The organism is Chryseobacterium sp. JV274 (assembly GCF_903969135.1).
Lineage (GTDB): Bacteria > Bacteroidota > Bacteroidia > Flavobacteriales > Weeksellaceae > Chryseobacterium.
In genome coordinates, this window is record NZ_LR824569.1 from 3,757,295 (window position 1) to 3,778,435 (window position 21,141).

The 21,141-nt window shown below is 36.2% G+C and carries 17 protein-coding genes and 1 rRNA gene; 12 read left to right on the forward strand and 6 right to left on the reverse strand.

The window, feature by feature from the left end:
* Positions 1–12 precede the first annotated feature (12 nt).
* Positions 13–120 (forward strand): 5S ribosomal RNA (gene rrf / locus CHRYMOREF3P_RS17340).
* A 689-nt stretch (positions 121–809) separates the two neighbouring features.
* Positions 810–1,007 carry a hypothetical protein gene (locus CHRYMOREF3P_RS17345; protein ID WP_149835059.1) on the forward strand — a complete coding sequence of 66 codons (198 nt, stop codon included), beginning with the start codon at positions 810–812 and terminating at the stop codon, positions 1,005–1,007.
* 85 nt (positions 1,008–1,092) lie between these two features.
* Here CHRYMOREF3P_RS17345 and CHRYMOREF3P_RS17350 read toward each other — a convergent pair whose 3' ends face one another.
* Both CHRYMOREF3P_RS17350 and CHRYMOREF3P_RS17355 read right to left on the reverse strand, forming a co-directional pair.
* Positions 1,093–2,721 (reverse strand): acyl-CoA carboxylase subunit beta, encoded by a 1,629-nt coding sequence (locus CHRYMOREF3P_RS17350; protein WP_077413802.1) that lies wholly within the window; start codon positions 2,719–2,721, stop codon positions 1,093–1,095.
* 286 nt (positions 2,722–3,007) lie between these two features.
* The gene (locus tag CHRYMOREF3P_RS17355) at positions 3,008–3,529 is read right to left on the reverse strand and encodes a GNAT family N-acetyltransferase (protein ID WP_180565118.1); all 522 of its coding nucleotides are present in this window, start codon (positions 3,527–3,529) and stop codon (positions 3,008–3,010) included.
* A gap of 170 nt (positions 3,530–3,699) precedes the next feature.
* On the opposite strand from CHRYMOREF3P_RS17355, the gene CHRYMOREF3P_RS17360 reads away from it, so the two are divergent.
* From CHRYMOREF3P_RS17360 to CHRYMOREF3P_RS17370, 3 genes are read left to right on the forward strand one after another with little or no spacing between them, the layout of a single operon-like run.
* Positions 3,700–4,578 (forward strand): DMT family transporter, encoded by an 879-nt coding sequence (locus CHRYMOREF3P_RS17360; protein ID WP_180565119.1) that lies wholly within the window; start codon positions 3,700–3,702, stop codon positions 4,576–4,578.
* A 13-nt stretch (positions 4,579–4,591) separates the two neighbouring features.
* Positions 4,592–5,674: a PorV/PorQ family protein gene (locus CHRYMOREF3P_RS17365; protein ID WP_077413805.1), complete on the forward strand. Its 1,083-nt coding sequence runs from the start codon at positions 4,592–4,594 to the stop codon at positions 5,672–5,674.
* An 11-nt stretch (positions 5,675–5,685) separates the two neighbouring features.
* Positions 5,686–6,426 (forward strand): hypothetical protein, encoded by a 741-nt coding sequence (locus CHRYMOREF3P_RS17370; protein ID WP_077413806.1) that lies wholly within the window; start codon positions 5,686–5,688, stop codon positions 6,424–6,426.
* Positions 6,427–6,858: 432 nt separating this feature from the next.
* Here the strand turns inward: CHRYMOREF3P_RS17370 and uvrC are convergent, their stop codons facing one another.
* Complete coding sequence (uvrC, locus tag CHRYMOREF3P_RS17375) at positions 6,859–8,652, reverse strand: excinuclease ABC subunit UvrC (protein WP_077413807.1); 1,794 nt, start codon at positions 8,650–8,652, stop codon at positions 6,859–6,861.
* 84 nt (positions 8,653–8,736) lie between these two features.
* On the reverse strand, positions 8,737–9,498 hold the full coding sequence (locus CHRYMOREF3P_RS17380; protein ID WP_180565120.1) for a hypothetical protein: 762 nt from the start codon (positions 9,496–9,498) through the stop codon (positions 8,737–8,739).
* Between the two features lie 129 nt (positions 9,499–9,627).
* On the opposite strand from CHRYMOREF3P_RS17380, the gene hutH reads away from it, so the two are divergent.
* The 3 genes from hutH (at position 9,628) to CHRYMOREF3P_RS17395 (ending at position 13,227) form a co-directional block, all read left to right on the forward strand.
* Positions 9,628–11,115 carry a histidine ammonia-lyase gene (hutH, locus tag CHRYMOREF3P_RS17385; RefSeq protein WP_180565121.1) on the forward strand — a complete coding sequence of 496 codons (1,488 nt, stop codon included), beginning with the start codon at positions 9,628–9,630 and terminating at the stop codon, positions 11,113–11,115.
* Positions 11,116–11,207: 92 nt separating this feature from the next.
* Positions 11,208–11,654, forward strand: coding sequence for a GNAT family N-acetyltransferase (locus tag CHRYMOREF3P_RS17390; protein ID WP_077413809.1), 447 nt, complete (start codon positions 11,208–11,210; stop codon positions 11,652–11,654).
* Positions 11,655–11,745: 91 nt separating this feature from the next.
* Positions 11,746–13,227 (forward strand): S8 family peptidase, encoded by a 1,482-nt coding sequence (locus CHRYMOREF3P_RS17395; RefSeq protein ID WP_180565122.1) that lies wholly within the window; start codon positions 11,746–11,748, stop codon positions 13,225–13,227.
* A 78-nt stretch (positions 13,228–13,305) separates the two neighbouring features.
* Here CHRYMOREF3P_RS17395 and ygiD read toward each other — a convergent pair whose 3' ends face one another.
* Together ygiD and CHRYMOREF3P_RS17405 are read right to left on the reverse strand one after the other, a co-directional pair.
* Positions 13,306–14,133: a 4,5-DOPA dioxygenase extradiol gene (gene ygiD / locus CHRYMOREF3P_RS17400; protein WP_180565123.1), complete on the reverse strand. Its 828-nt coding sequence runs from the start codon at positions 14,131–14,133 to the stop codon at positions 13,306–13,308.
* Between the two features lie 80 nt (positions 14,134–14,213).
* A complete protein-coding gene (locus CHRYMOREF3P_RS17405) occupies positions 14,214–14,726 on the reverse strand; it encodes a YceI family protein (protein ID WP_180565124.1) in 513 nt (170 codons plus the stop codon).
* A gap of 341 nt (positions 14,727–15,067) precedes the next feature.
* On the opposite strand from CHRYMOREF3P_RS17405, the gene CHRYMOREF3P_RS17410 reads away from it, so the two are divergent.
* From CHRYMOREF3P_RS17410 to CHRYMOREF3P_RS17425, 4 genes are all read left to right on the forward strand, one after another.
* Complete coding sequence (locus CHRYMOREF3P_RS17410; protein ID WP_180565125.1) at positions 15,068–17,206, forward strand: S9 family peptidase; 2,139 nt, start codon at positions 15,068–15,070, stop codon at positions 17,204–17,206.
* Between the two features lie 228 nt (positions 17,207–17,434).
* On the forward strand, positions 17,435–18,460 hold the full coding sequence (locus CHRYMOREF3P_RS17415; protein WP_180565126.1) for an LLM class flavin-dependent oxidoreductase: 1,026 nt from the start codon (positions 17,435–17,437) through the stop codon (positions 18,458–18,460).
* A gap of 391 nt (positions 18,461–18,851) precedes the next feature.
* Positions 18,852–20,264, forward strand: coding sequence for an inorganic phosphate transporter (locus tag CHRYMOREF3P_RS17420; protein ID WP_180565127.1), 1,413 nt, complete (start codon positions 18,852–18,854; stop codon positions 20,262–20,264).
* A 44-nt stretch (positions 20,265–20,308) separates the two neighbouring features.
* Positions 20,309–21,136, forward strand: coding sequence for a universal stress protein (locus tag CHRYMOREF3P_RS17425; RefSeq protein WP_077413816.1), 828 nt, complete (start codon positions 20,309–20,311; stop codon positions 21,134–21,136).
* Positions 21,137–21,141 lie beyond the last annotated feature (5 nt).

The window sequence follows — 21,141 nt, forward strand, 5'->3', positions numbered from 1 at the left end:
ATATACCTTCTTTAGGGTGGTTTTAGCGGTGGGGCTCACCTGTTCCCATTCCGAACACAGAAGTTAAGCCCACCAGCGCCGATGGTACTGCGAAAGCGGGAGAGTAGGCCGCCGCCAGTTTTTATTTTATTTTTAAAAAATCCTTTATCATATGATAAAGGATTTTTTTTTGCGTTATACCCAGCACTATACCCAACTCATAAATAATGAGTAATAAACAATCAATAATGATTGACTGTCCCTACTGTTATCCAAGACCATGGATCATTTACCGTTTATCATTGATAACCTATACTCCACTCCCCAGGAGTCTATACAAGACATTTTAAATTCTGTAATTTATCCTTTGAATCCTTTAGACTTTAATACTTGGATTCCTACGGAATGACATTATTGGAACAGGGGTATTAGTACGATTTAGAACTCCTCATTTCTCATCCCACAGTTCATACGCAGAACCCAGAGCCACACAACTCATCATTCATAACTTATAATTCATAATTAGCTTCCTCCCTAGCCCCGATAGTAATGGTTACCCCGCAGCATGCCTGGGAGAGCCAATGGGATGCAGCGCAGGGCAGCCTGGCGCGAGGAGTATGAATGGATAGTGGGAGAAGGCTTCTGAAATTTGTTAAAGTATTTCCTCATCAATCCTATTTTATAGTATATATAAATCTTACTTAAGAATACTTTAAATTGAAGATGAAAAAATTCTTATTAAATTTCACCATATGTTGAAAAAATAGTATATTAGAAAAGCGTAATCCGAAAAGCTATAATAGAGTAGGAATTATCAAAACTAAATAACTATGAAAAATCTGGTAAAGATTTCTAGAGAGAGTTTAAAATCACTTAAAGGAAGCGGAGGCCCTGGTTGCCCGGATGATCCGGCATTTGGAATGTGTTATCCTCCGGGATGGCCTAATGGAATCTGTTTGAGCAAATATCAATGCTGTATGAGGCTGGGCGGCCCTATAGAATTTTGTAAAGAAGAATATGGAAACTAATAATTTCCTATAATTTAAAGATATAAGTAAAAACACGGCTATCTCAAACTGAAATAGCCGTGTTTATTTTATAAATATATTATGATCAGACTTGAATTACTCCTAAGTTGAATTTCTCAGTAATGGGAGCGTGATTAGCCGCTTCAATTCCCATAGAAATCCATTTTCTTGTATCTGCAGGGTTGATGATGGCATCTGTCCATAATCTTGCTGCTGCATAGGTAGATTCGGTTTGCTTCTGATATCTTTTTGAAATTGTATCCAGAATTTCGTTGTGCTCTTCTTCGGTAATTTCTTTTCCTTGTTTCTTTAATGTAGATTCTTGGATCTGAGCAAGTACTTTTGCAGCCTGTGTACCTCCCATTACAGCCAGATCAGCCCAAGGCCATGCAACAATAAGTCTAGGATCGTAAGCTTTACCACACATAGCATAGTTTCCTGCTCCATAAGAATTCCCTGTAATGATGGTAAATTTAGGAACTACAGAATTGGAAACAGCATTTACCATTTTGGCTCCGTCTTTAATGATACCTCCATGTTCAGACTTCGAGCCTACCATAAATCCGGTAACATCCTGTAAGAAGATTAAAGGTATTTTTCTTTGATTACAGTTAGCAATGAATCGTGTAGCCTTATCTGCAGAATCTGAGTAGATCACTCCACCAAACTGCATTTCTCCTTTACCACTCTTAACAAGCTTTCTCTGATTGGCTACAATACCTACAGACCAGCCATCAACTCTGGCTGTTGCGCAGATAATACTTTTACCGTAATCGGGTTTATATTCTTCGTATTCGGAGTTGTCTACAATACATTTAATAATTTCGTAAGTATCGTATTGCTCAGCTCTTGAAACCGGCATAATTCCGAAGATATTTTCAGGATTTTCTTTAGGTGGGAAGCTTTCTATTCTGTCAAAACCTGCTTTTTCAGTAGTTCCGATAGACTTCATGATGTTTTTGATTCTGTTCAAAGCATCTTTATCATCTTTAGCTTTATAATCTGTCACTCCTGAAATAGAGCAGTGAGTAGTAGCACCGCCCAATGTTTCATTGTCAATACTTTCTCCGATAGCGGCCTTTACCAGGTAGCTTCCGGCAAGGAAAATAGAGCCTGTTTTATCTACAATCATGGCTTCATCACTCATAATAGGAAGATAAGCTCCTCCGGCTACACAACTTCCCATTACGGCAGAGATCTGGATGATTCCCATAGAACTCATTTTAGCATTATTTCTGAAAATTCTCCCAAAATGTTCTTTATCCGGGAAGATCTCATCCTGCATAGGCAGATAAACACCTGCAGAATCTACCAGATAGATGATTGGAAGTTTGTTTTCCATAGCAATTTCCTGTGCTCTCAGGTTTTTCTTTCCTGTGATAGGAAACCATGCACCGGCTTTTACAGAAGCGTCATTGGCAACGATGATACATTGTCTTCCGGAAACGTAGCCAATCACCACTACAACCCCGCCGCTAGGACATCCTCCATGCTCCTTATACATTTCGTATCCTGCAAATGCTCCTATTTCTATGGAATCTGAATCTTTATCGAGAAGATAATCTACTCTTTCTCTTGCTGTCATTTTTCCTTCATCACGAAGCTTTTGAAGCCTCTTCTCACCACCACCTTTTTTGATCTCAGTGAGTAAGCGATTTATTTCAGATAATTTTAATCTGTTTTGATCTTCTCGTTTATTGAATTCAATGTCCATAAAATTTTTAATTTTTTACGCTTAAAGATACTATTTTTATGAGGAATACAAATAGGAAGTAAAACAGTTGTTTAATACTTTGGTTTCTAGTAAATTGTGAAATTTTTAACTAAAAAATATTTTTAAATAATTTATATTTTTTCTAACTTTACAGTAGAGTAACAGAGGTGATATTCTCTGCAAAATACTCTAAGTTCCTAGTTTATTTTTTTAATAGTTTATTATTTGAAGGCCCTGAAAGTTTAACAAATTTTCAGGGTTTTTTTTATTGCTGTTTGTGCGATAGCTAGTAATACTTTCTATATTCTACAATATTCAGGTCGATAAGATGATTCTTGGTTTTTTTATATTTTTTAGCAGGAATAAAGCCTAATTTTTCCGGAATTTTTCTGCTGGCTATATTTTCTTCATCTACAGGATATAAAATATACTTGAAAGTGAAATTCTTTTCCAGGAATTCTATGAGGGCTGTTATGATTTCAGTTCCCAATCCTTTTCCCTGAGAACTTTTTTTTAACCATAGGCCAAGCTCAACAGATTCTTCTGTTATATTATGGATACCGCAACATCCTGTAAAATCACCATCAGAGTCCAGGGCAGCCATTACCAGATCTGTGTTTTGCGACATAGTTCTTTTGGATTCATTAACGAAGGTAATTATATCCTGTCTGTTACCTTGTGGATTAAAAGGCATGTATCTGGTAACATCATTTGTAAAATGTTCTAAAATATCATCTATATATAAGTCTTTAACAGGCTTCAAGGTTAGACGTTTTGTTTTGATTTCAATATTTGGACTTAATATCATATTGTAATTTTGATCTTTTTACTAAATGAATAGAAAAGGTGCTGTATTAGGTAAAAAACTATTAAAAACTTTATTTATCGTCTTTTTATTAATGTAAATTTATATTTTTTGTAAGATTTATAAAAGCGTATTTGTAAATTTGCACGTTAAAAATTCAAAGGAGATAGGTTATGCATAAATTGGCGCTTTTCAGGTTGCACTTAATTGTATTTTTGTGGGGATTCACCGCAATTTTGGGAAAATTGATTCATGCCAATGCACAGATTCTGGTATTTTACAGAATGCTCTTTGCTTCCATTTTTCTTTTTGTATTCATCAGAGTTTTTAAAAAGGACAGTATAAAAGTTTCCAGGAAAATATTTTTTCAGCTGGCAGCAATAGGTTTTGCTATGGCGCTTCATTGGTATTGCTTTTTTTATTCTATTAAAGTCTCCAATGTTTCTATTGCATTAAGCTGTCTTTCCTTATCTACACTTTTTGCCTCTATCCTGGAGCCTATTATTTTTAAAAGAAAAATTGATATCTCTGAAGTCATTATGGGAACAGTCATTGTTGCCTGTATACTATTGATCTTTAAAACGGAATTTCATTTTAAAGAAGGTATTATTTATGGAATCTTTTGTGCTGTATTCGGGACTATTTTTTCTGTTTTTAATGGTAAAATGTTTGGTAAAACGAGCTCAGGAAACATTATTTTTTATGAAATTTTCTGTGGTTGGTTCATTTTAATGATATTTTATTTGCTTTCCGGGCAAATTTTTCAGATGAATGAAATAAACTACCGGGATTTGGCGTTAATATGCTTGTTAGCTAGTGTTTTCACTGCTTTTCCTATGTTAGAATCGGTGAATTTAATGAAGTATATATCACCTTTCACTTTAATTTTAACAGTTAATTTAGAACCTGTCTACGGAATTATACTAGCTTTTTTTATCTTTGGGGAATCAGAACATATGAGCCCTATATTTTATATTGCTTCAGGAGTTATGATACTGGCTATTATTGTCAATGGATTAATTAAAGCCAGAAAAACTAAAAACTTAAACTAAGCATCAAATTTATATGATGAAAAAATATCTTTTACTTGCATTTTCACTGCTGTTTGGGCTGTCTCAATCTCAGATTATCAGGAAATATTCCAATGAATTCTTAAATATCGGAGCCGGAGCAAGAGGTCTTGCAATGGGTGGGGCAGTAATTACCAATCAGGATGATGTATATTCTCCTATGTGGAACCCTGCAGGTTTGATGTCAGTTGAAAGAGACTGGCAGGGTGCAGCCATGCACGCAGAATACTTTGAGTCTATCGCAAAATACGACTATCTGGCATATGCGAAAGTACTTGAAGAAGGTGTTTTTGGTGTTTCAGTGGTAAGACTTGGGGTAGACAATATTCTGAATACTACCCAAATGATTGACTCAGAAGGGAATATTGATTATGATAAAATTACTAAATTCTCTCAATCCGATTACGCTGCTATCCTTTCTTATGCCTTCAGACCCGGAGGAAATCCAAAATTGGATGTTGGGGTAAATGCTAAAATTGTCTACCGTAACGTAGGTAAATTTGCAAGTGGTTATGGTTTTGGTTTTGATGTGGGTGCTATTTATAAAGCAGATAACGGATGGAAGTTTGGAGGTATGGTAAGAGATATTACTACTACCGTAAACTTCTGGAGTATCAATCAGAAAGAACTTTCAACCGTTGTTAACGGAGAAGAATTCAACCCGGCACCGAAAGATAAACTGGAACTTACAATGCCTAAGCTGAATGTAGGTGCCAGTAAATTATTTGAAATCAATAGCAGTGTATATGTATTGCCAGAAGCAGGGATAAATGTGGATTTTGCTAAAACCGCTTCATTAATTTCCACAGATTTTGCAAGTATCAGCCCTTATGCCGGAGCTGAACTAGGGTATCAGAAAATGATTTTTGTGAGATTGGGGATCAACAGATTCCAGTCCATTACAGATATAGAAGATCTTAAGAGAAAAGTTTCTTTCCAGCCAAGTGCAGGTCTTGGAATAAGATACAGAGGGCTTACACTGGATTATGCGATTACAAATTCGGGGATAGGTGGATCTAACTTCTATTCCAATTTCTTCTCATTGAAACTGGATATGGGAGCATTCAGAAACGATTAAAATTATAGAAAATGAAAAAGTTATCAATATTGATGTTGGCTGTGAGTTCAACAATGGTTTTTGCACAAAAAGTTTCAGACTACAAATATGTTTCAGTTCCTGAAAAATTTGAAACGTTTAAGGAAGATTATGGTTTAAAAAACTTTTTCATCAAAGCTTTGGCAGGGAAAAAGTATATAGTACTTCCGGTAATTAAAGATAACTGGCCTGCAGAAGCTAAAAGTAATTTCTGTAATGTGGTGAATGCTGATGTTATTAATGATAAAAATTTATTTAAAAATAAAGTAATAGTACAGTTTAAGGATTGTAATAATAATTTAATACTGGAATCAAAAGGAGGGTCAAAAATCAAAGAATATGAAGAAGGATTACAGGATGCAATAAAAGAAGCTTTAATAAAAATCCCGCTTTCAAATCCTGTTGCATTCTTACCCGCATCTACTAAAGGTCAGAATACATCTCCTGAACCTGCCGTATCTGTTGCATCTACGACTACTCCTGAAGCGAATAGCTACTCCAATGGGAAACTTGATCTTCAAAAAATACAGATTGATCCTAATCAGTTTATCCTAGCAAAGTCTGGCAGCTCTGTTCCATTTGCAGCTTTTAAAACCACTTCTAAGAACTCAGTTTTCATTGTAAAGCTGGCTGATGGAAATACGACACTTGGATATTTTGAAAATGGAAGTATTGTGATAGATATTCCACAGGCTGACGGAAGATATTCCAAAGAAGTTTTTGTGGCAAAATAATCTGAAAATAATAAACATAAAAGGCTCTTAAAAAAAGAGCCTTTTATAATATATATGCTGATGTGTTTTTCATTTTTTCGAAAGTTTGAAAAGGTTTGTGTTTGGGCTTTCTACAAAAAACATATACTATACAAATACGAGAGATAAGTCATCATCTATAATGGTAATGAAAATGTAGAAAAATTTATAAAAAGAGAAAAAATTTCATAATATTATCGTTGTTAGTTGATAATACTAATTTATGAAAAAAATACATATAATACCATTTTTAAATAAAATATTTATTTATTTCTGTTTTTCATTGTAGTATTTCTGTTGTATTCAACAAAATATTGGGCTTTTGTCCCTTTTTGATGAAATAGGAAATGATGGTGAAATGCTATGAAAACGGCCTTTTAGTTGTGAAAATTTAACTGTCTGTACCAGAGTTTATCAATTGGCATTAAAAAACTCCCAAATTACTTTAGCTTTACTTTTCCCTAAAATCTCTTCCAGAGTTTCCAGATTAGCTTCTTTGATACGTTTTACAGACTTCAGTTTAGACAGAAGTAGTTCAATAGTTTTTTCTCCAACACCGGAAATTTCTTCCAGTTCAGATTTAATAGTAGAATTTTTCCTTCTGGTTCTGTGATGCTTTACCCCAAATCGGTGAGCTTCATCACGTACACGCTGTAGAATTTTTAAAGTCTCGGATTTTTTATCCAGATATAAAGGAATAGGGTCTTCAGGAAAGAAAATCTCTTCCAGTCTTTTGGCAATACCTACAATGGTAATCTTTCCGTAAAGTCCCAACAATCTAAGGCTCTTTACTGCAGAAGACAGCTGCCCTTTTCCTCCGTCTATCAGAATCAGCTGGGGAAGATCTTCACCTTCATCAAGCATCCTTTTGTAACGGCGGTAGATCACTTCTTCCATAGTCGCAAAATCGTTAGGCCCTTCCACTGTTTTAGGATGGAAAATTCTGTAATCTGCTTTACTCGGTCTGCCGTCTTTGAAAACAACACATGCTGAGACAGGATTTGTTCCCTGAATATTTGAGTTATCAAAACCTTCAATATGTCTCGGCTCAACCGGCATTCTGAGAAGTTTCTGCATTTCAGCCATGATTCTGTTGGTATGCCTTTCAGGATCTACAATCTGAACCTGTTTCAGTTTTTCCAGACGATATTCTTTAGCATTCTTTTCAGAAAGCTCTACAATTCTTTTTTTATCTCCAACCTTAGGAACAATCAGTTTTACATTAGGAATTTCTACAGACAAATGAAATGGTAGCAGCACTTCTTTGGAATCAGAAGAAAACTTCTGACGGATCTCGATCAATGCTTCTTCCATAATATCTTCATCTGTTTCTTCAAGAATCTTTTTGATCTCAGTAGTAAAACTCTGAATGATATTTCCATTTCTGATTTTAAAGAAATTGACATATGCTGCCGTTTCATCACTGGTCATTCCGAAGACATCTACATCATCAATATTAGGATTAACTATCGTATTCTTAGCCTGGTAATCTTCCAGGATATCCAGTCTTTCCTTAATGATCTGAGCCTGTTCAAATTGAAGGTTGGAAGCCAGTTTCATCATTTGATTGACCAGATAATCTTTAGCTTTGCGGAAATCCCCTTTGATTATTCCACGGATGGCATCTATCTTTTCATCATATTCTTCCTTGCTTTCAAGATCTTCACACGGGCCTTCACAGTTTTTGATATGATATTCCAGGCAGACTTTATATTTTCCTTCCGAAATCTTGGCCGGAGAAAGATTCAGATTGCAGGTTCTGAGCTTGTAAATATGCTTGATGGTATCCAGTAAGATCTTTGCAGGACGCACTTTTGCATAAGGACCATAATATTCGGATCCATCTTTAATTACATTTCTGGTTAGAAAAATTCTTGGGAAATCTTCATTCTTGATGCATATCCACGGATAGGTTTTGTCATCTTTCAGCATGACATTATAAAACGGCTGATGTTCCTTGATCAGATTATTCTCCAATAAAAGTGCATCATACTCACTGTTTACAATTGTCGTTTCCAATCGTTGGATTTTACCGACCATTATTTTGATCCTGTATCCGGAAAGGTTTTTGTTGAAATAGGAGAGAACCCTCTTTTTAAGATTTTTAGCTTTCCCCACATACAAAAGCTGTTCATTTTTATCATAATAACGATAAACGCCGGGTTCGGATGGTAAGGTTTTGAGCTGTAGTTCTAAAGAAGGATTCATGTAACAAAATTAAGGAAACTTTCCCTATTTAAAAAAGAAAAACCTGCAGATGGATCTACAGGTTTTTTATAAGGTCAAATTATTTTATCCGTTTGTTATTGCAGTATATTCACTTATAAGAAAACTGAAGTAATCCCATTCCACTGAGTTTTTAGGATACTTTTTCATAAAGTCCTGATTGTCTCCAAAAAGGAAATCATAATTGTCTTCGAAATCATCTTTGTGAAGCCACATCACTTTATCTCCTTTCTTTACATAATAAGATTTGATAACCCCGCCTCCAAGTTGTGGAGAGCCCATTACAGAAAAACCTGTTGTTTCTTTAGCCCTGGGATCGTGATATACTGAAATAATATCATCAAAACCAGGATTGATTACCTGCATCAGGAATTCCTTATCATCTTTTTTGTTCTTTAAGGAAACAGTCTGGTTTACAAAATAAATTCTGTCGTTGTTGGTGTTTTTAGTCAGCTTCTTAGTGCCAAAATTTCTGATGTTTCCCATATATTTGGCCACTTTAGCAATCTTTTCTGCATTGCTCGGATATACATACATCTCGTTGATCTGATCAGCATTAAATGTAGTATTCTTTTTTGTTACACTGTCTTTGATAGCTACTTCGTAGATCTGCCCTTTTTTGGTTTCAATCTTATTACAGAAACCTTTGTATGTAGTTCCGTCTTTTAAGATAATTGTAGAAGTTTTCTTAGGCGATGGAGCATTAAAACCTTCATTGAAAAGGTAAGTTTCCATTTTTTTGATGTCCTCTTTAGAATATTTTACTTTCTGGGCGAAAGCTGTTGTGCTTGCTACACATAAAGCAAGGAGCAGAGTTTTCAGTCTCATGTATTATTGTTTTTAATTTTGGGCTAAAAATAGTAAAATAATTCCCTTGTTTATATAAAAATATAGAAGATTGAAATTTAGCTTTTCCAATTATTGTTAAATGCGTAATTTTAAGAAAATTTTTTAGAAATGATATACGGAGTAGATGTTTTTACTTTCCATGATGTTCTGGAAATCTGTAAAAAGCCAAATAAAGCCAAGCTTAATAAAGCCGCAAAAGAACAAATCTTAAAATCACAGAAAAACGTACAGAAAATAGTAGAGTCTGACAGATGTGTGTATGGAATCAATACCGGGTTCGGACCCTTATGTGATACTAAAATATCAGCAGACGAAACAGCTCAGTTACAATATAATCTGATCATCTCCCATGCAGTAGGAGTAGGAAAACCGATTGACAAAGAACTTTCCAAGATCATGATGATTGCTAAAGTTCATGCCCTTTCAAAAGGATTTTCAGGAGTTTCTCTTGAAGTTATTGAAAGAATGATTCTGATGCTGGAAAAAGATATCATCCCGGTGGTTCCTGAACAGGGATCTGTAGGAGCTTCGGGAGATCTTGCTCCTTTGGCCCATCTGGTGCTGCCATTGCTTGGTTTAGGACAGGTTTGGGAAGGAGATCAGGTTTCTGAGACCATGGAAGTGCTGAATAAACATGATCTTGAAGCATTGGCTTTAGGACCAAAAGAAGGATTAGGACTGATCAACGGGACACAGTTTATCCTTGCCCATGCGATCAAAGGACTTGAAAAATTCGAATACTTATTAGATCTTGCAGATATGACTGCTGCAATGAGTATTGAAGCATACAGAGGTTCTGCGAGCCCATTCAAAAAAGAGCTTCACGAGATCAGACCTTTTGAAGGCAGTAAAAAAGTAGCGGCAAGAATGCTTAAATTCTTAAAAGGATCAGAAAATATGAAAGCTCACGAAGATTGTGAGAGAGTTCAGGATCCTTATTCCATGAGATGTGTACCACAGGTTCACGGAGCCAGCAGAAATGCTTTTGAGCACCTTAGAAGTATGACGGAGACAGAATTGAATTCCGTAACAGACAATCCGATTGTATTAAGTGCTGAAGAATCTATTTCTGGAGGGAACTTCCACGGACAGCTGATGGCTCTGCCTTTAGACTATGCTACCCTGGCGGCTGCAGAATTAGGAAATATTTCTGACAGAAGAAGTTATTTATTATTAGAAGGAAAGTACGGACTGCCAAGATTATTGACGGAAAGCTCAGGATTAAACTCAGGATTTATGATTCCTCAGTATACTTCAGCTGCTTTGGTTACAGAAAATAAAACATTATGTTTCCCGGCATCGGCAGACTCTATTCCTACAAGCTTAGGTCAGGAAGATCATGTTTCTATGGGAAGTATCTCAGGAAGAAAATTCAATCAGGTTCTTGGAAATCTTGTGAATATTCTGTCAGTAGAGCTGATGTTTGCTGCTCAGGGGCTTGAATTCAGAAGACCCGCAAAATGCGCTAAAGTGATTGAAGAAAACTATACAGTTCTTCGTTCCAAAGTTGCTAAACTTGAAGATGACAGGCTGATCGGTAAAGATATGCTGGCAATAGCGGAATTAATTAACGAAAGAAAATTTGTTGTTAACTAATCTAAAATATAATAAAAGCTTCCGAAAGGGAGCTTTTTTGTTTTCATAAATGTCTTAATTATTAAATTTTTTGAATCTTTTAATCAAATAAAATGCACATACTCAGAACAGATTCTACAAATCCAGACTTTCAAAAATTAGTAAAATCTCTTGACGCTACTTTAGCAGAACATAATGGAGAAAATGATGATTTCTTCAGTCAGTATAATAAAATCGATACTATCAAAAACTGTGTAGTAGTTTACATAGATGATATTCCGGCAGCTTGCGGGGCATTCAAACCATTTTCCGAAGATACAGTAGAAATAAAAAGAATGTTTACCGATCCGGAATTCAGAAAAAAAGGACTAGGCTCAGCCATTGTAAAAGAGCTGGAAAACTGGGCAGCAGAATTGAATTTTGAAAAAGCCGTTTTAGAAACGTCCCAGGATCTTAAAAGTGCTATCTCAGTGTACGAAAAAAACGGTTTTTACAGAATACCCAACTACGGACAATACATTGGAATAGAGCAAAGTGTCTGTTACGAGAAAGAATTGTAATTTAATATTCATGTAATGGTAAATTCATTTTTTTTAAGTTTTTAATTCCCGTCAAAGTGTTATATTGTGGAACCAACCAAAATTATAACATATGAAAAAAACTGTATTCCTACTGGCAATATTTTTTGCCTTAAACTCGTGTTCCAGAGAAGAACTTCAGAACGAAAATGTAAAAACAGAAATGACTCAGAAAGATCCACTGACGGCAAAACAGATCAATGAACGGATCAATCAGGCTATTAAAACGGATGGTGCTTTCAATTGGAAGAATGAATCCCATCATTTCGTATGGAGTGCTATTTTCCGTGGGAACAAAATGGTATCCATAGGTTTTGGAGCTTCTAAGGATGACTTTGACAGAAGTAAATCCCCAAACAACAGTGAAATGGAAAATGAGGTCCTTTCTGTCATCAAAAAATATGAAGGAAAAGAGGAAAGAAATTTCCTTCTTCTTTCAGATCAATATCTTAATCAGATGGATGTTGTGATTGAAAAAGAAGAAACCATTACTGCTCTTCGACAAATGAAAAACATCCGATACGTAGAGCCGGCAGATTATCATTATTTTGAATTTGAGGCTCAATATAATGCAGCTGCAAAATCCTCTGGAAGCGGTTCATCAGGATGTGGTTTTTCATCATCAACATTAAGTACAGCAGACTACACATCTACAACACCAAGCGCAAAAATTCCTTGGGCTTTCACAAAACACAACATTCCTGAAGCATGGAGCTACAGTACAGGAGCAGGTGTTACCATCGGACTTATTGATACAGGAGTTTCTCCGGAGCAAACTTTATTGGGAGCAAGCTTTAATAATGGTGCTTCTTCAGGAAGAACAATCAGTAAATTGGGAGTATATAACTCAGATGGATCCGGAGATCAGTGCGGACACGGAACAAAAATGGCTTCCGTAATGACAGCTCCAAGAAATAATGCAGGACTGCCGGTAGGAGTAGCTTACAATGCCAATCTGATCGCTTACAGAGCCGCAGAAAATGTTGTTTTGGAAACATCCAGCGAGCAGACTGCTGTAAAAACGGCTTTTACAGAATTGGGTAATAACACCAGTGTAAAAATCATTTCAATGTCTATGGGACATATTTTCTCTGTCGGGAAAATTGAAGATGGTGTTAAATATGCTTATTCTAAAGGAAAACTAATCTTCTGTGCCGGAGGAACTTCTACCAGCTTTACCAGTTTTGTGGGGGTGATTTTCCCTGCATCAATGTCAGAAACCCAGGCGATAACAGGAGTAAAAGAGAATACTTCCAATCAGAAATGTGATGTTTGCCACTCTGGAAGTCAGATCGACTTTACTTTCCAGATGGAAAGACCTTCAGGAAATACTGTTCCTGTTTTGAGTTATTACAACGGGCAGGCAGATTATGTAGGTGGTTCTTCAGTAGCTACAGCAGCTACAGCGGGAATTGCAGCTTTAGTCTGGGCTAAAAATCCATCATGGACAAGAGATCAGGTGCTTAACAAGATGAGACAGTCTGCAACCTACTATCCAAATGTTAATTCAAGCTATGGCTACGGAAACATCAATGTATTAAAAGCAGTACAGTAAATAATACTACCTTTATAAAAGAAAAGGAAATATCTCAGCTGAGGTATTTCCTTTTTTATTTTTAATATCCGATTATGATTATCCAATCCTTACACTCGTCATACTCAGAGAGCCTCCGATAAGCTCATCGTTGAATAAAGTAAGCTCTTCAGACTGATCTTTAAGCCCCAAAGTATATAATAAAGGAAGATAATGATCAGGGGTAGGAACAGCATACTGTAAGAAAGTTCCTTGTTTCTGATAATCAATAATATTTTGAAAATTACCGTCAAGAAGCCAGTTGTTGGTTTTTTCTCTGGCTTCTATTGCCCAGTCCCAGCCGGCACCTACTGTATTAATATTTTTCCAGTCGATGAGGCGGAGGTTATGAACGATATTTCCACTTCCGATGATCAGAATACCTTTTTTACGAAGCTTATTGAGTCTTTTCGCAAGATCATAATGATACTGCGGAGGTTTTGTATGATCAATACTCAGCTGAATCACAGGAATATCTGCATCAGGATACATATGCTTAATGACGGACCATGCACCATGATCCAGTCCCCAGCTATGATCCTCTTCCACATCAACAGGGAGAAGGAGCTCTGCTGTTTCCTTTGCTAATTCCGGACTTCCCGGGGCAGGATACTGCACATCAAAAAGAGCTTTTGGAAACCCATAAAAGTCATGGATGGTTTTCGGCATATCCATAGCGGTTACAAAAGTTCCGGCTGTATACCAATGAGCAGAAATACAAAGAATTGCATTAGGTGTTGGAATTTCTGAGGCAGCTTTTCTGAAACCCTGCACAAATTGATTCTCTTCAATGGCATTCATTGGTGAGCCGTGCCCAAGAAATAAAACAGGCATTGTCTGTGTGCTTTTAAAACCGTCGCTTATGTTTTGAAGATCATTGAGGTTCATAAATATTGAAGATTATAAAAAAATAAAAGGTTCAAGGCTTTTAGAAAAATCCCTGAACCTTTTATAATATATGTTATTTATTAAACCTGTTTTACAAACTGTAATTCACCAGCTATTTTTACATCATCACTTACCATTACACCTCCTGCTTCAAGAGCTGCATTCCAGTTTAATCCGAAGTCTTTTCTGCTGATTTTTCCTTCAAAAGAGAAACCTGCTTTTGTATTTCCCCATGGGTCTACATTGATTCCTCCGAAATCTACGTCAAGATCTACAGGTTTTGTAATTCCGTTGATGGTAAGATTTCCAACGATAGAATTGTTTAACGCCTGAGATTCAAAAGTGATTGTAGGATGTACTTCAGCGTTGAAGAACTCTGCAGACTTTAAGTGATTGTCTCTGTCTGTATTGTTTGTGAATACAGAATCTGTTTGAATTGTAGCTGTAGTTTTTGCATTTGCAAAGAACTCATCTTCAGATTCAATTTCAGCGGTGAAGGTTCTGAAGCTTCCTTTTACATTAGAGATCATCATGTGTTTTACTTTGAAAGTAATTTCACTATGCGTAGGGTCTAAGATCCATTTTGTTGCCATTGTATTTTGTATTTTTTGTTTGTTATAATGATGCAAATTTAGGATAGGATACCTATACAAGTCATTGATATAGGATAAGAAATGCATTTTTCTACATCAGTAGTCAATTTTGCTTCGCAAGTGAATGGTGAATGACTATAGCTGTTCCAAAATTTAAAAATTGACAAGCGGAGCGTATTGACAATTCACGATTGACCTATTTTAATACCTATAAAAATTCTACTATTAAGTTAAGAAATAATTTCTTTGAAAGCATGAATTCTAATTTATGAATGTTTTAATTTAACATTTCTTAACGGATGATTTTTATTTCTTATTTTTGATGGATTCAATTTTATACAATGAAATTACATAATTTTTCTTTATTGATGCTGGTTTTAGGCAGTTCAGCATTTGCCCAGACCCAGAAATTTACTATGGCAGAGGCTGTAAATGGGATGAGAACAAACCTTGCAGTGAAAAATATTTCCCAGTTTTCATGGGCTGCAGACGGAAAATCATACATCCAGGCAGTGAAAGGTGGTTATTTGATTACAGATTTGAAAACCAACAAGCAGGATACTCTGATCTCGTTGAGCCAACTGAATAGAAACTTATCCAATGATAAACTGAAGGCAGTTCCAGCAATCAAATTTACAGGAAATTTCAATGGATATTTTACAACAGGCGGTAAAATGTCATGGATTGAAAAATCAGGAAATGACTGGAAAGTAAAAAGTACAGCTGCTGTAGATCAGGATGCCGCGAATGTGAAAATGTTTGGTGACGGCCAGACTTTTGCCTTCACAGCAAAGAATAATTTATTTGTAAACAGAAATGGAAAAACCATTGCTGTAACCAATGAAACCAATGAAAATATTATCAGCGGGCAAGCTGTTCATAGAAATGAATTCGGAATTGATACAGGAATTTTTCCTGCTCCCAATTCTGAGAGTGTAGCATTTTATAAAATGGATCAAAGTATGGTTGCTGATTACCCAATCATTGATTGGTCTGTAACGCCAGCTGTGAATCACAATATCAAATACCCAATGGCTGGTCAGACTTCTCATCAGGTAACATTAGGTGTTTTCAATATTAAAACTCAAGCTACGACTTTCTTAAAAGTTGAGGAAGAAAAAGATCAATATTTAACAGCCGTTACATGGAGTCCGGATTCAAAGTATATTTTCGTAGGAGTTCTGAACAGAGGTCAGAATCATATGAAAATGAATCAGTATGATGCTGCAACCGGAGAATTGGTAAAAACATTATTTGAAGAAACAGACAGCAAATATGTCGAGCCGCAGCATCCACTTACTTTCTTCCCGAATTCCAATACAGACTTTATCTGGCAGAGTCAGAGAACAGGATACAATCATTTGTTCCACTATAGTTTAGAAAAAGGACTGGTAGCACAAATCACAAAAGGTGACTGGCTGGTAACGGATATCTTAGGATTCAATGAAAAGAAAAAGGAAATCTATTTCACTTCCACAAAAGAAACTCCTTTAGAAAGACATTTATATAGAATCAACTGGACTAATTTCAAAATGCAGAAACTAGACAGTGCGGAAGGAATGCATGCCGGAACTTTGAGCAATGATGGAAATTATCTGTATGATGCTTACAGCAATGCCAATTCACCAAGAGTTGCCAATATTATCAATACTTCTAATTTAAAAGCTACCAATATCCTTACTTCTGAAAATCCGTTAAAGAATTATCAGAGACCGGAAATTAAAAATGTAGAGCTAAAAGCAGATGACGGAACTCCTTTGTATGGGAAAATCATCCTTCCAACAAATTTTGATCCGAATAAAAAATATCCTGCCATTGTTTATCTGTATAACGGACCGCACTTACAGTTGATCACAAACAGCTTCCCGGCTTCCGGAAACCTTTGGTATGAATATATGGCTCAGAACGGATATATTATTTTCACCATGGACGGAAGAGGTTCTTCCAACCGTGGAATGAAGTTTGAGCAGGCTGTATTCAGAAACCTGGGAACTACAGAAATGAACGACCAGATGAAGGGAGTAGAGTACTTAAAGTCTCTTCCTTATGTAAACGGAGATAAAATGGGAATCCATGGATGGAGTTTTGGAGGATTTATGACAACAAGCTTCATGCTTCGTAAGCCGGATGTATTCAAAGTAGGAGTAGCTGGAGGACCGGTAATCGACTGGAGCATGTATGAGATCATGTACGGAGAAAGATATATGGATACTCCACAGGAAAATCCACAGGGATATGCAGCTGCTAATCTTTTGGATAAAGTTCAGAATCTGAAAGGAAAACTACTGATGATTCACGGGGCACAGGATGATGTAGTAGTATGGCAGCATTCTATAAAATTCATCAAATCTGCTGTTGATAACGGAGTTCAGTTAGATTACTTTACATATCCGGGGCATCCGCATAATGTGATCGGGAAAGACAGAGTTCATCTGATGCAGAAGATTACAGATTATTTTGATTTATATCTGAAGAAATAATAAAAAAATCCAGTCTAGTTTTAGGCTGGATTTTTTTGAACATTACCTTAACATTGTTGTATTATGCTTAATTGAGATTGCTTCGCTTTGCTCGCAATGACAATGTTGTGTTATTGGTGGAAAATTAGTGTTATTTGTGTTTGAAAAAACAACAACTTTTCGATCTTACCAAACATCAATGTTTTTGATTTTTCATAGTGGTATTTTTGTATCACTAAAATCAACAATATGGAATTAGGAATAGGAATGTTCGGTGATCTGGCATTTGACCAGTCAACCGGAAAATATAGAGATGCAGGAATTAAGATCCGTGAAATATTGGATCAGGTAAAATTGATGGATGAGGTGGAAATTGATGTTTTTGCAATGGGAGAACATCACCGTCCGGATTATGCTGTTTCCTCACCGGAAATAGTATTGGCAGCTGCAGCAAGCATTACAAAAAATATAAAACTAGCCAGTGGAGTTACTGTTTTGAGTTCTTCGGAGCCGGTAAAAGTATATGAAGACTTTTCAACACTGGATCTGATTTCAGACGGAAGAGCCGAAATATTTGTGGGCCGGGGAAGTTTCATTGAGTCATTTCCGTTGTATGGCTATTCTTTGGATGACTATGAACAGCTATTTGATGAAAAGTTAGAATTATTACTGAAAATCAATTCTGAGGAAAATGTAAGCTGGTCTGGGAAACTTCGTGCTCCTATGAATAATCAAACCGTGTATCCAAGAGCAAAGAATGATGGAAAACTTTCAATCTGGAGAGCTGTAGGAGGAACTCCGCAGTCTGTTTTAAGTGCAGCACAATTGGGAATGCCTTTAGTGGTAGCCATTATTGGAGGAATGCCGATTCAGTTTAGAAATCTGATCGAATTCTATAAACAGGAATACCAGAAAGCGGGACATGATGTTTCAAAAATGCAGATTGCCGTTCATTCACATACTTTTGTGAGTGATGATCAAAAAGCAGTGGACGGGTATTTCCATAATTATAAATCTCAGATGGATAGAATAGGGGCTTCCAGAGGTTGGGCCCCTTACACAAAAGCACAGTATGATGGCGGAAGAAGCAAAGACGGCGCTTTATTTATCGGAAGCCCGGCAGAAGTAGCAGACAAAATCGCTTATATGAAAGAGATTTTCGGAATTACAAGATTTATCGGACATATGGATGTGGGAGATCCTGCTCATGAGGTGATGATGAAGTCTATTGAATTGTTTGGGAATGAAGTGAAGCCTGTTATACAAGGATTATAACAAGGAAGTTTAGAGATATAAAAAAAGGAGACCAGAAAAGGTCTCCTTTTTACTTTGTTTTATATTGCAAAGAATCTTATTTTTTAAATATAATAAACTGTTAATCATTTATTAACATCGTAATCTTTTAAACTTCATTTCTTTACAGTGATGAAACAAAGCGGTAGCTATTAATGATTGACCTGTCTATAATCCGTATGATACAAACTTTGTATTGTATTGGTGGCAAACTGTTTATTTCCACAGCCAGTTTGTTCAAAAGGTTTTTTGGATATTCTAAAATCCATTGCTATTCAGGATATCGTTCTTATTATCCCTTTCTGATGGTTTCATTTCTCAATATTCTGGATGCTCTGTTGATCCAGTTATTCCAAAATCTAAACAAAAAACCATGCTTTTAAACAATATTCTATTTTTTTCAGTGGATCCGGATCTCAGTACAGGTCTTGTCATTATTTTCATCCTGTGTCTTGTAGCTGTAGTGGCTTTTGAGTTTGTAAACGGTTTTCATGATACCGCCAATGCTGTGGCTACTGTAATTTATACCAAAGCTCTTAAGCCCGTTATCGCAATCCCTTGGTCAGGCTTTTGGAACTTTCTGGGAGTTTTTACAGGGGGAATTGCTGTTGCGATGGGAATCTTAAAATTGGTACCTATGGATACGCTCATAACGCTGCCAATTGCTGTGGGAGCCTCTTTGGTTCTTGCTGTTCTACTGGCTTCAATCATCTGGAATCTGGGAACCTGGTATTTTGGAATACCATGCTCCAGTTCTCATACCCTGATTGGTGCTTTAATTGGTGCCGGCTTAGGATTTACCTGGTGTTATGGCGGAGGAGTGAACTGGCATAAAGCAGAAGAAATTGGGATGTCACTTATTTTATCCCCTATAGTAGGATTTTGTTTAGCTGTTTTGCTGATGTGGTTTTTTAAATATGTAATCCGTTATAAAACGCTTTTTCATATTCCAACCGGAGCTAATGACAAACCTCCTTTGGTGATCAGAGCCATTTTAATAACAACCTGTACTTTAGTAAGCTTTTTTCACGGCAGTAATGACGGACAAAAGGGTGTAGGACTTTTTATGCTGATCCTGATTGCTTTCATGCCTGCCCAATTTGCAGTTAATCATGATATTCCTAATGATAAGATTATTTCTATCCTGAACACAACGGAACGTACATTACAGGCAACAGCTGCCCGGAATACTCGAAATACAGCAGAATTTAAGACATTGAATCTGGCTGTTGAAAATGTAAAAGAAAATCTGATCCATAAAAATGAAAAAGACAAAGCCGCTACTTATAAATTCCGGAAACAGATAGACAACCTTGTTGATTCTCTAAAAAAGCTGAATGAAAATAAAACCATAGCTATTGACGAATCCAGCAGAGCAATACTTACCAGCCAGATTTCTGAACTTAAAAAATTAACCGAATTTGCTCCCCTATGGGTAATTATTATTATCTCAGTATCTCTCGGGCTGGGAACTACCATAGGCTGGAAGAGAATTGCTGTAACTATTGGTGAGAAAATAGGAAATGAACATTTGAACTATGCTCAGGGTGCATCCAGCGAAATTGTTGCCGCATCTACTATCGGTATAAGTACATTGCTGGGATTACCGGTAAGTACAACGCATGTTTTGTCAAGTGGTATAGCAGGGTCTATGGTAGCTTCCGGTGGTAAAAGTAACCTTAATCCGGCTACATTAAAAAGTATCGGTCTTGCCTGGGTACTTACTTTACCGGTTTCTATTGTATTATCTTTACTGTTATTTATATGTTTCCATCTGTTTATTTAGTGGCAGATTTTTAGTTCAGTGATTATTATTAAAACCGAAAAAAAATGAAACAAATATTAGTTGCCTCAGACTTTTCCAATAACGCAGGTAATGCGCTGTTGTATGCGCTCTCCCTCGCCAAAACTTTAAAGATGAAAGTAACGGTACTGAATGCCATTCATCCTACGGAAGGTATCAATAATAGTACATACAACGCCATTTTTATTGAAGATTACTATGCAAGAAAAAGATCCGCTTTGAAAGAATGGACAGAAACTTTCTGTAATAATGATGTATATAAAGACATTCCGGTAAAAACCGTTTGTGATGTTGGCTTTTTAAGAAATGTTATTACCAAATACATAGAATATAATGATGTATCGTTTTTAGTCATGGGAATGACAGGAGCTACGGGCATTAAGGGAATTATAGGAAGCAATGCCAGTTTAGCCATTAGCAAAATGCGGATTCCTACATTAATCGTTCCTGCGGAAAGTATGCTTCATCCAACACCTGTTATCACGCTGGCTGCAGATTATAAAACCACAAAACTATCTGTAAGGGATGTAAAGGCATTGAACCAGATCCTTAAAGTTTCCGATCCTAAAAAATTGGAAGTACTTCATATTTCGGACAAAGATACATCTGCAAAAGCCATAGAAAATGGGGAGAAGAAATTAAAAGACCAGCTTTCTTCTGTGGAAATCACTTTTCATTACGTTGAGGATGATAAACCATCAAGCGGAATTATTGATTTCATAGAAACCAATAAAACAGATATTTTATGTCTTGTAAAACACAATCACAATATTATTTACCGATTGTTTTCCGGTAGTACTGTAGACGAGATCCTAAACAAATCTGTGAAGGCTGTATTGATTCTTCATGCATAAATGTT

Excerpts from the sequence above, each read along its gene's own strand:
- CHRYMOREF3P_RS17345 (WP_149835059.1), top strand. The coding sequence starts at position 810 with ATGAAAAATCTGGTAAAGATTTCTAGAGAGAGTTTAAAATCACTTAAA.
- CHRYMOREF3P_RS17350 (WP_077413802.1), bottom strand. The coding sequence starts at position 2,721 with ATGGACATTGAATTCAATAAACGAGAAGATCAAAACAGATTAAAATTA.
- CHRYMOREF3P_RS17355 (WP_180565118.1), bottom strand. The coding sequence starts at position 3,529 with ATGATATTAAGTCCAAATATTGAAATCAAAACAAAACGTCTAACCTTG.
- CHRYMOREF3P_RS17360 (WP_180565119.1), top strand. The coding sequence starts at position 3,700 with ATGCATAAATTGGCGCTTTTCAGGTTGCACTTAATTGTATTTTTGTGG.
- CHRYMOREF3P_RS17365 (WP_077413805.1), top strand. The coding sequence starts at position 4,592 with ATGATGAAAAAATATCTTTTACTTGCATTTTCACTGCTGTTTGGGCTG.
- CHRYMOREF3P_RS17370 (WP_077413806.1), top strand. The coding sequence starts at position 5,686 with ATGAAAAAGTTATCAATATTGATGTTGGCTGTGAGTTCAACAATGGTT.
- uvrC (WP_077413807.1), bottom strand. The coding sequence starts at position 8,652 with ATGAATCCTTCTTTAGAACTACAGCTCAAAACCTTACCATCCGAACCC.
- CHRYMOREF3P_RS17380 (WP_180565120.1), bottom strand. The coding sequence starts at position 9,498 with ATGAGACTGAAAACTCTGCTCCTTGCTTTATGTGTAGCAAGCACAACA.
- hutH (WP_180565121.1), top strand. The coding sequence starts at position 9,628 with ATGATATACGGAGTAGATGTTTTTACTTTCCATGATGTTCTGGAAATC.
- CHRYMOREF3P_RS17390 (WP_077413809.1), top strand. The coding sequence starts at position 11,208 with ATGCACATACTCAGAACAGATTCTACAAATCCAGACTTTCAAAAATTA.
- CHRYMOREF3P_RS17395 (WP_180565122.1), top strand. The coding sequence starts at position 11,746 with ATGAAAAAAACTGTATTCCTACTGGCAATATTTTTTGCCTTAAACTCG.
- ygiD (WP_180565123.1), bottom strand. The coding sequence starts at position 14,133 with ATGAACCTCAATGATCTTCAAAACATAAGCGACGGTTTTAAAAGCACA.
- CHRYMOREF3P_RS17405 (WP_180565124.1), bottom strand. The coding sequence starts at position 14,726 with ATGGCAACAAAATGGATCTTAGACCCTACGCATAGTGAAATTACTTTC.
- CHRYMOREF3P_RS17410 (WP_180565125.1), top strand. The coding sequence starts at position 15,068 with ATGAAATTACATAATTTTTCTTTATTGATGCTGGTTTTAGGCAGTTCA.
- CHRYMOREF3P_RS17415 (WP_180565126.1), top strand. The coding sequence starts at position 17,435 with ATGGAATTAGGAATAGGAATGTTCGGTGATCTGGCATTTGACCAGTCA.
- CHRYMOREF3P_RS17420 (WP_180565127.1), top strand. The coding sequence starts at position 18,852 with ATGCTTTTAAACAATATTCTATTTTTTTCAGTGGATCCGGATCTCAGT.
- CHRYMOREF3P_RS17425 (WP_077413816.1), top strand. The coding sequence starts at position 20,309 with ATGAAACAAATATTAGTTGCCTCAGACTTTTCCAATAACGCAGGTAAT.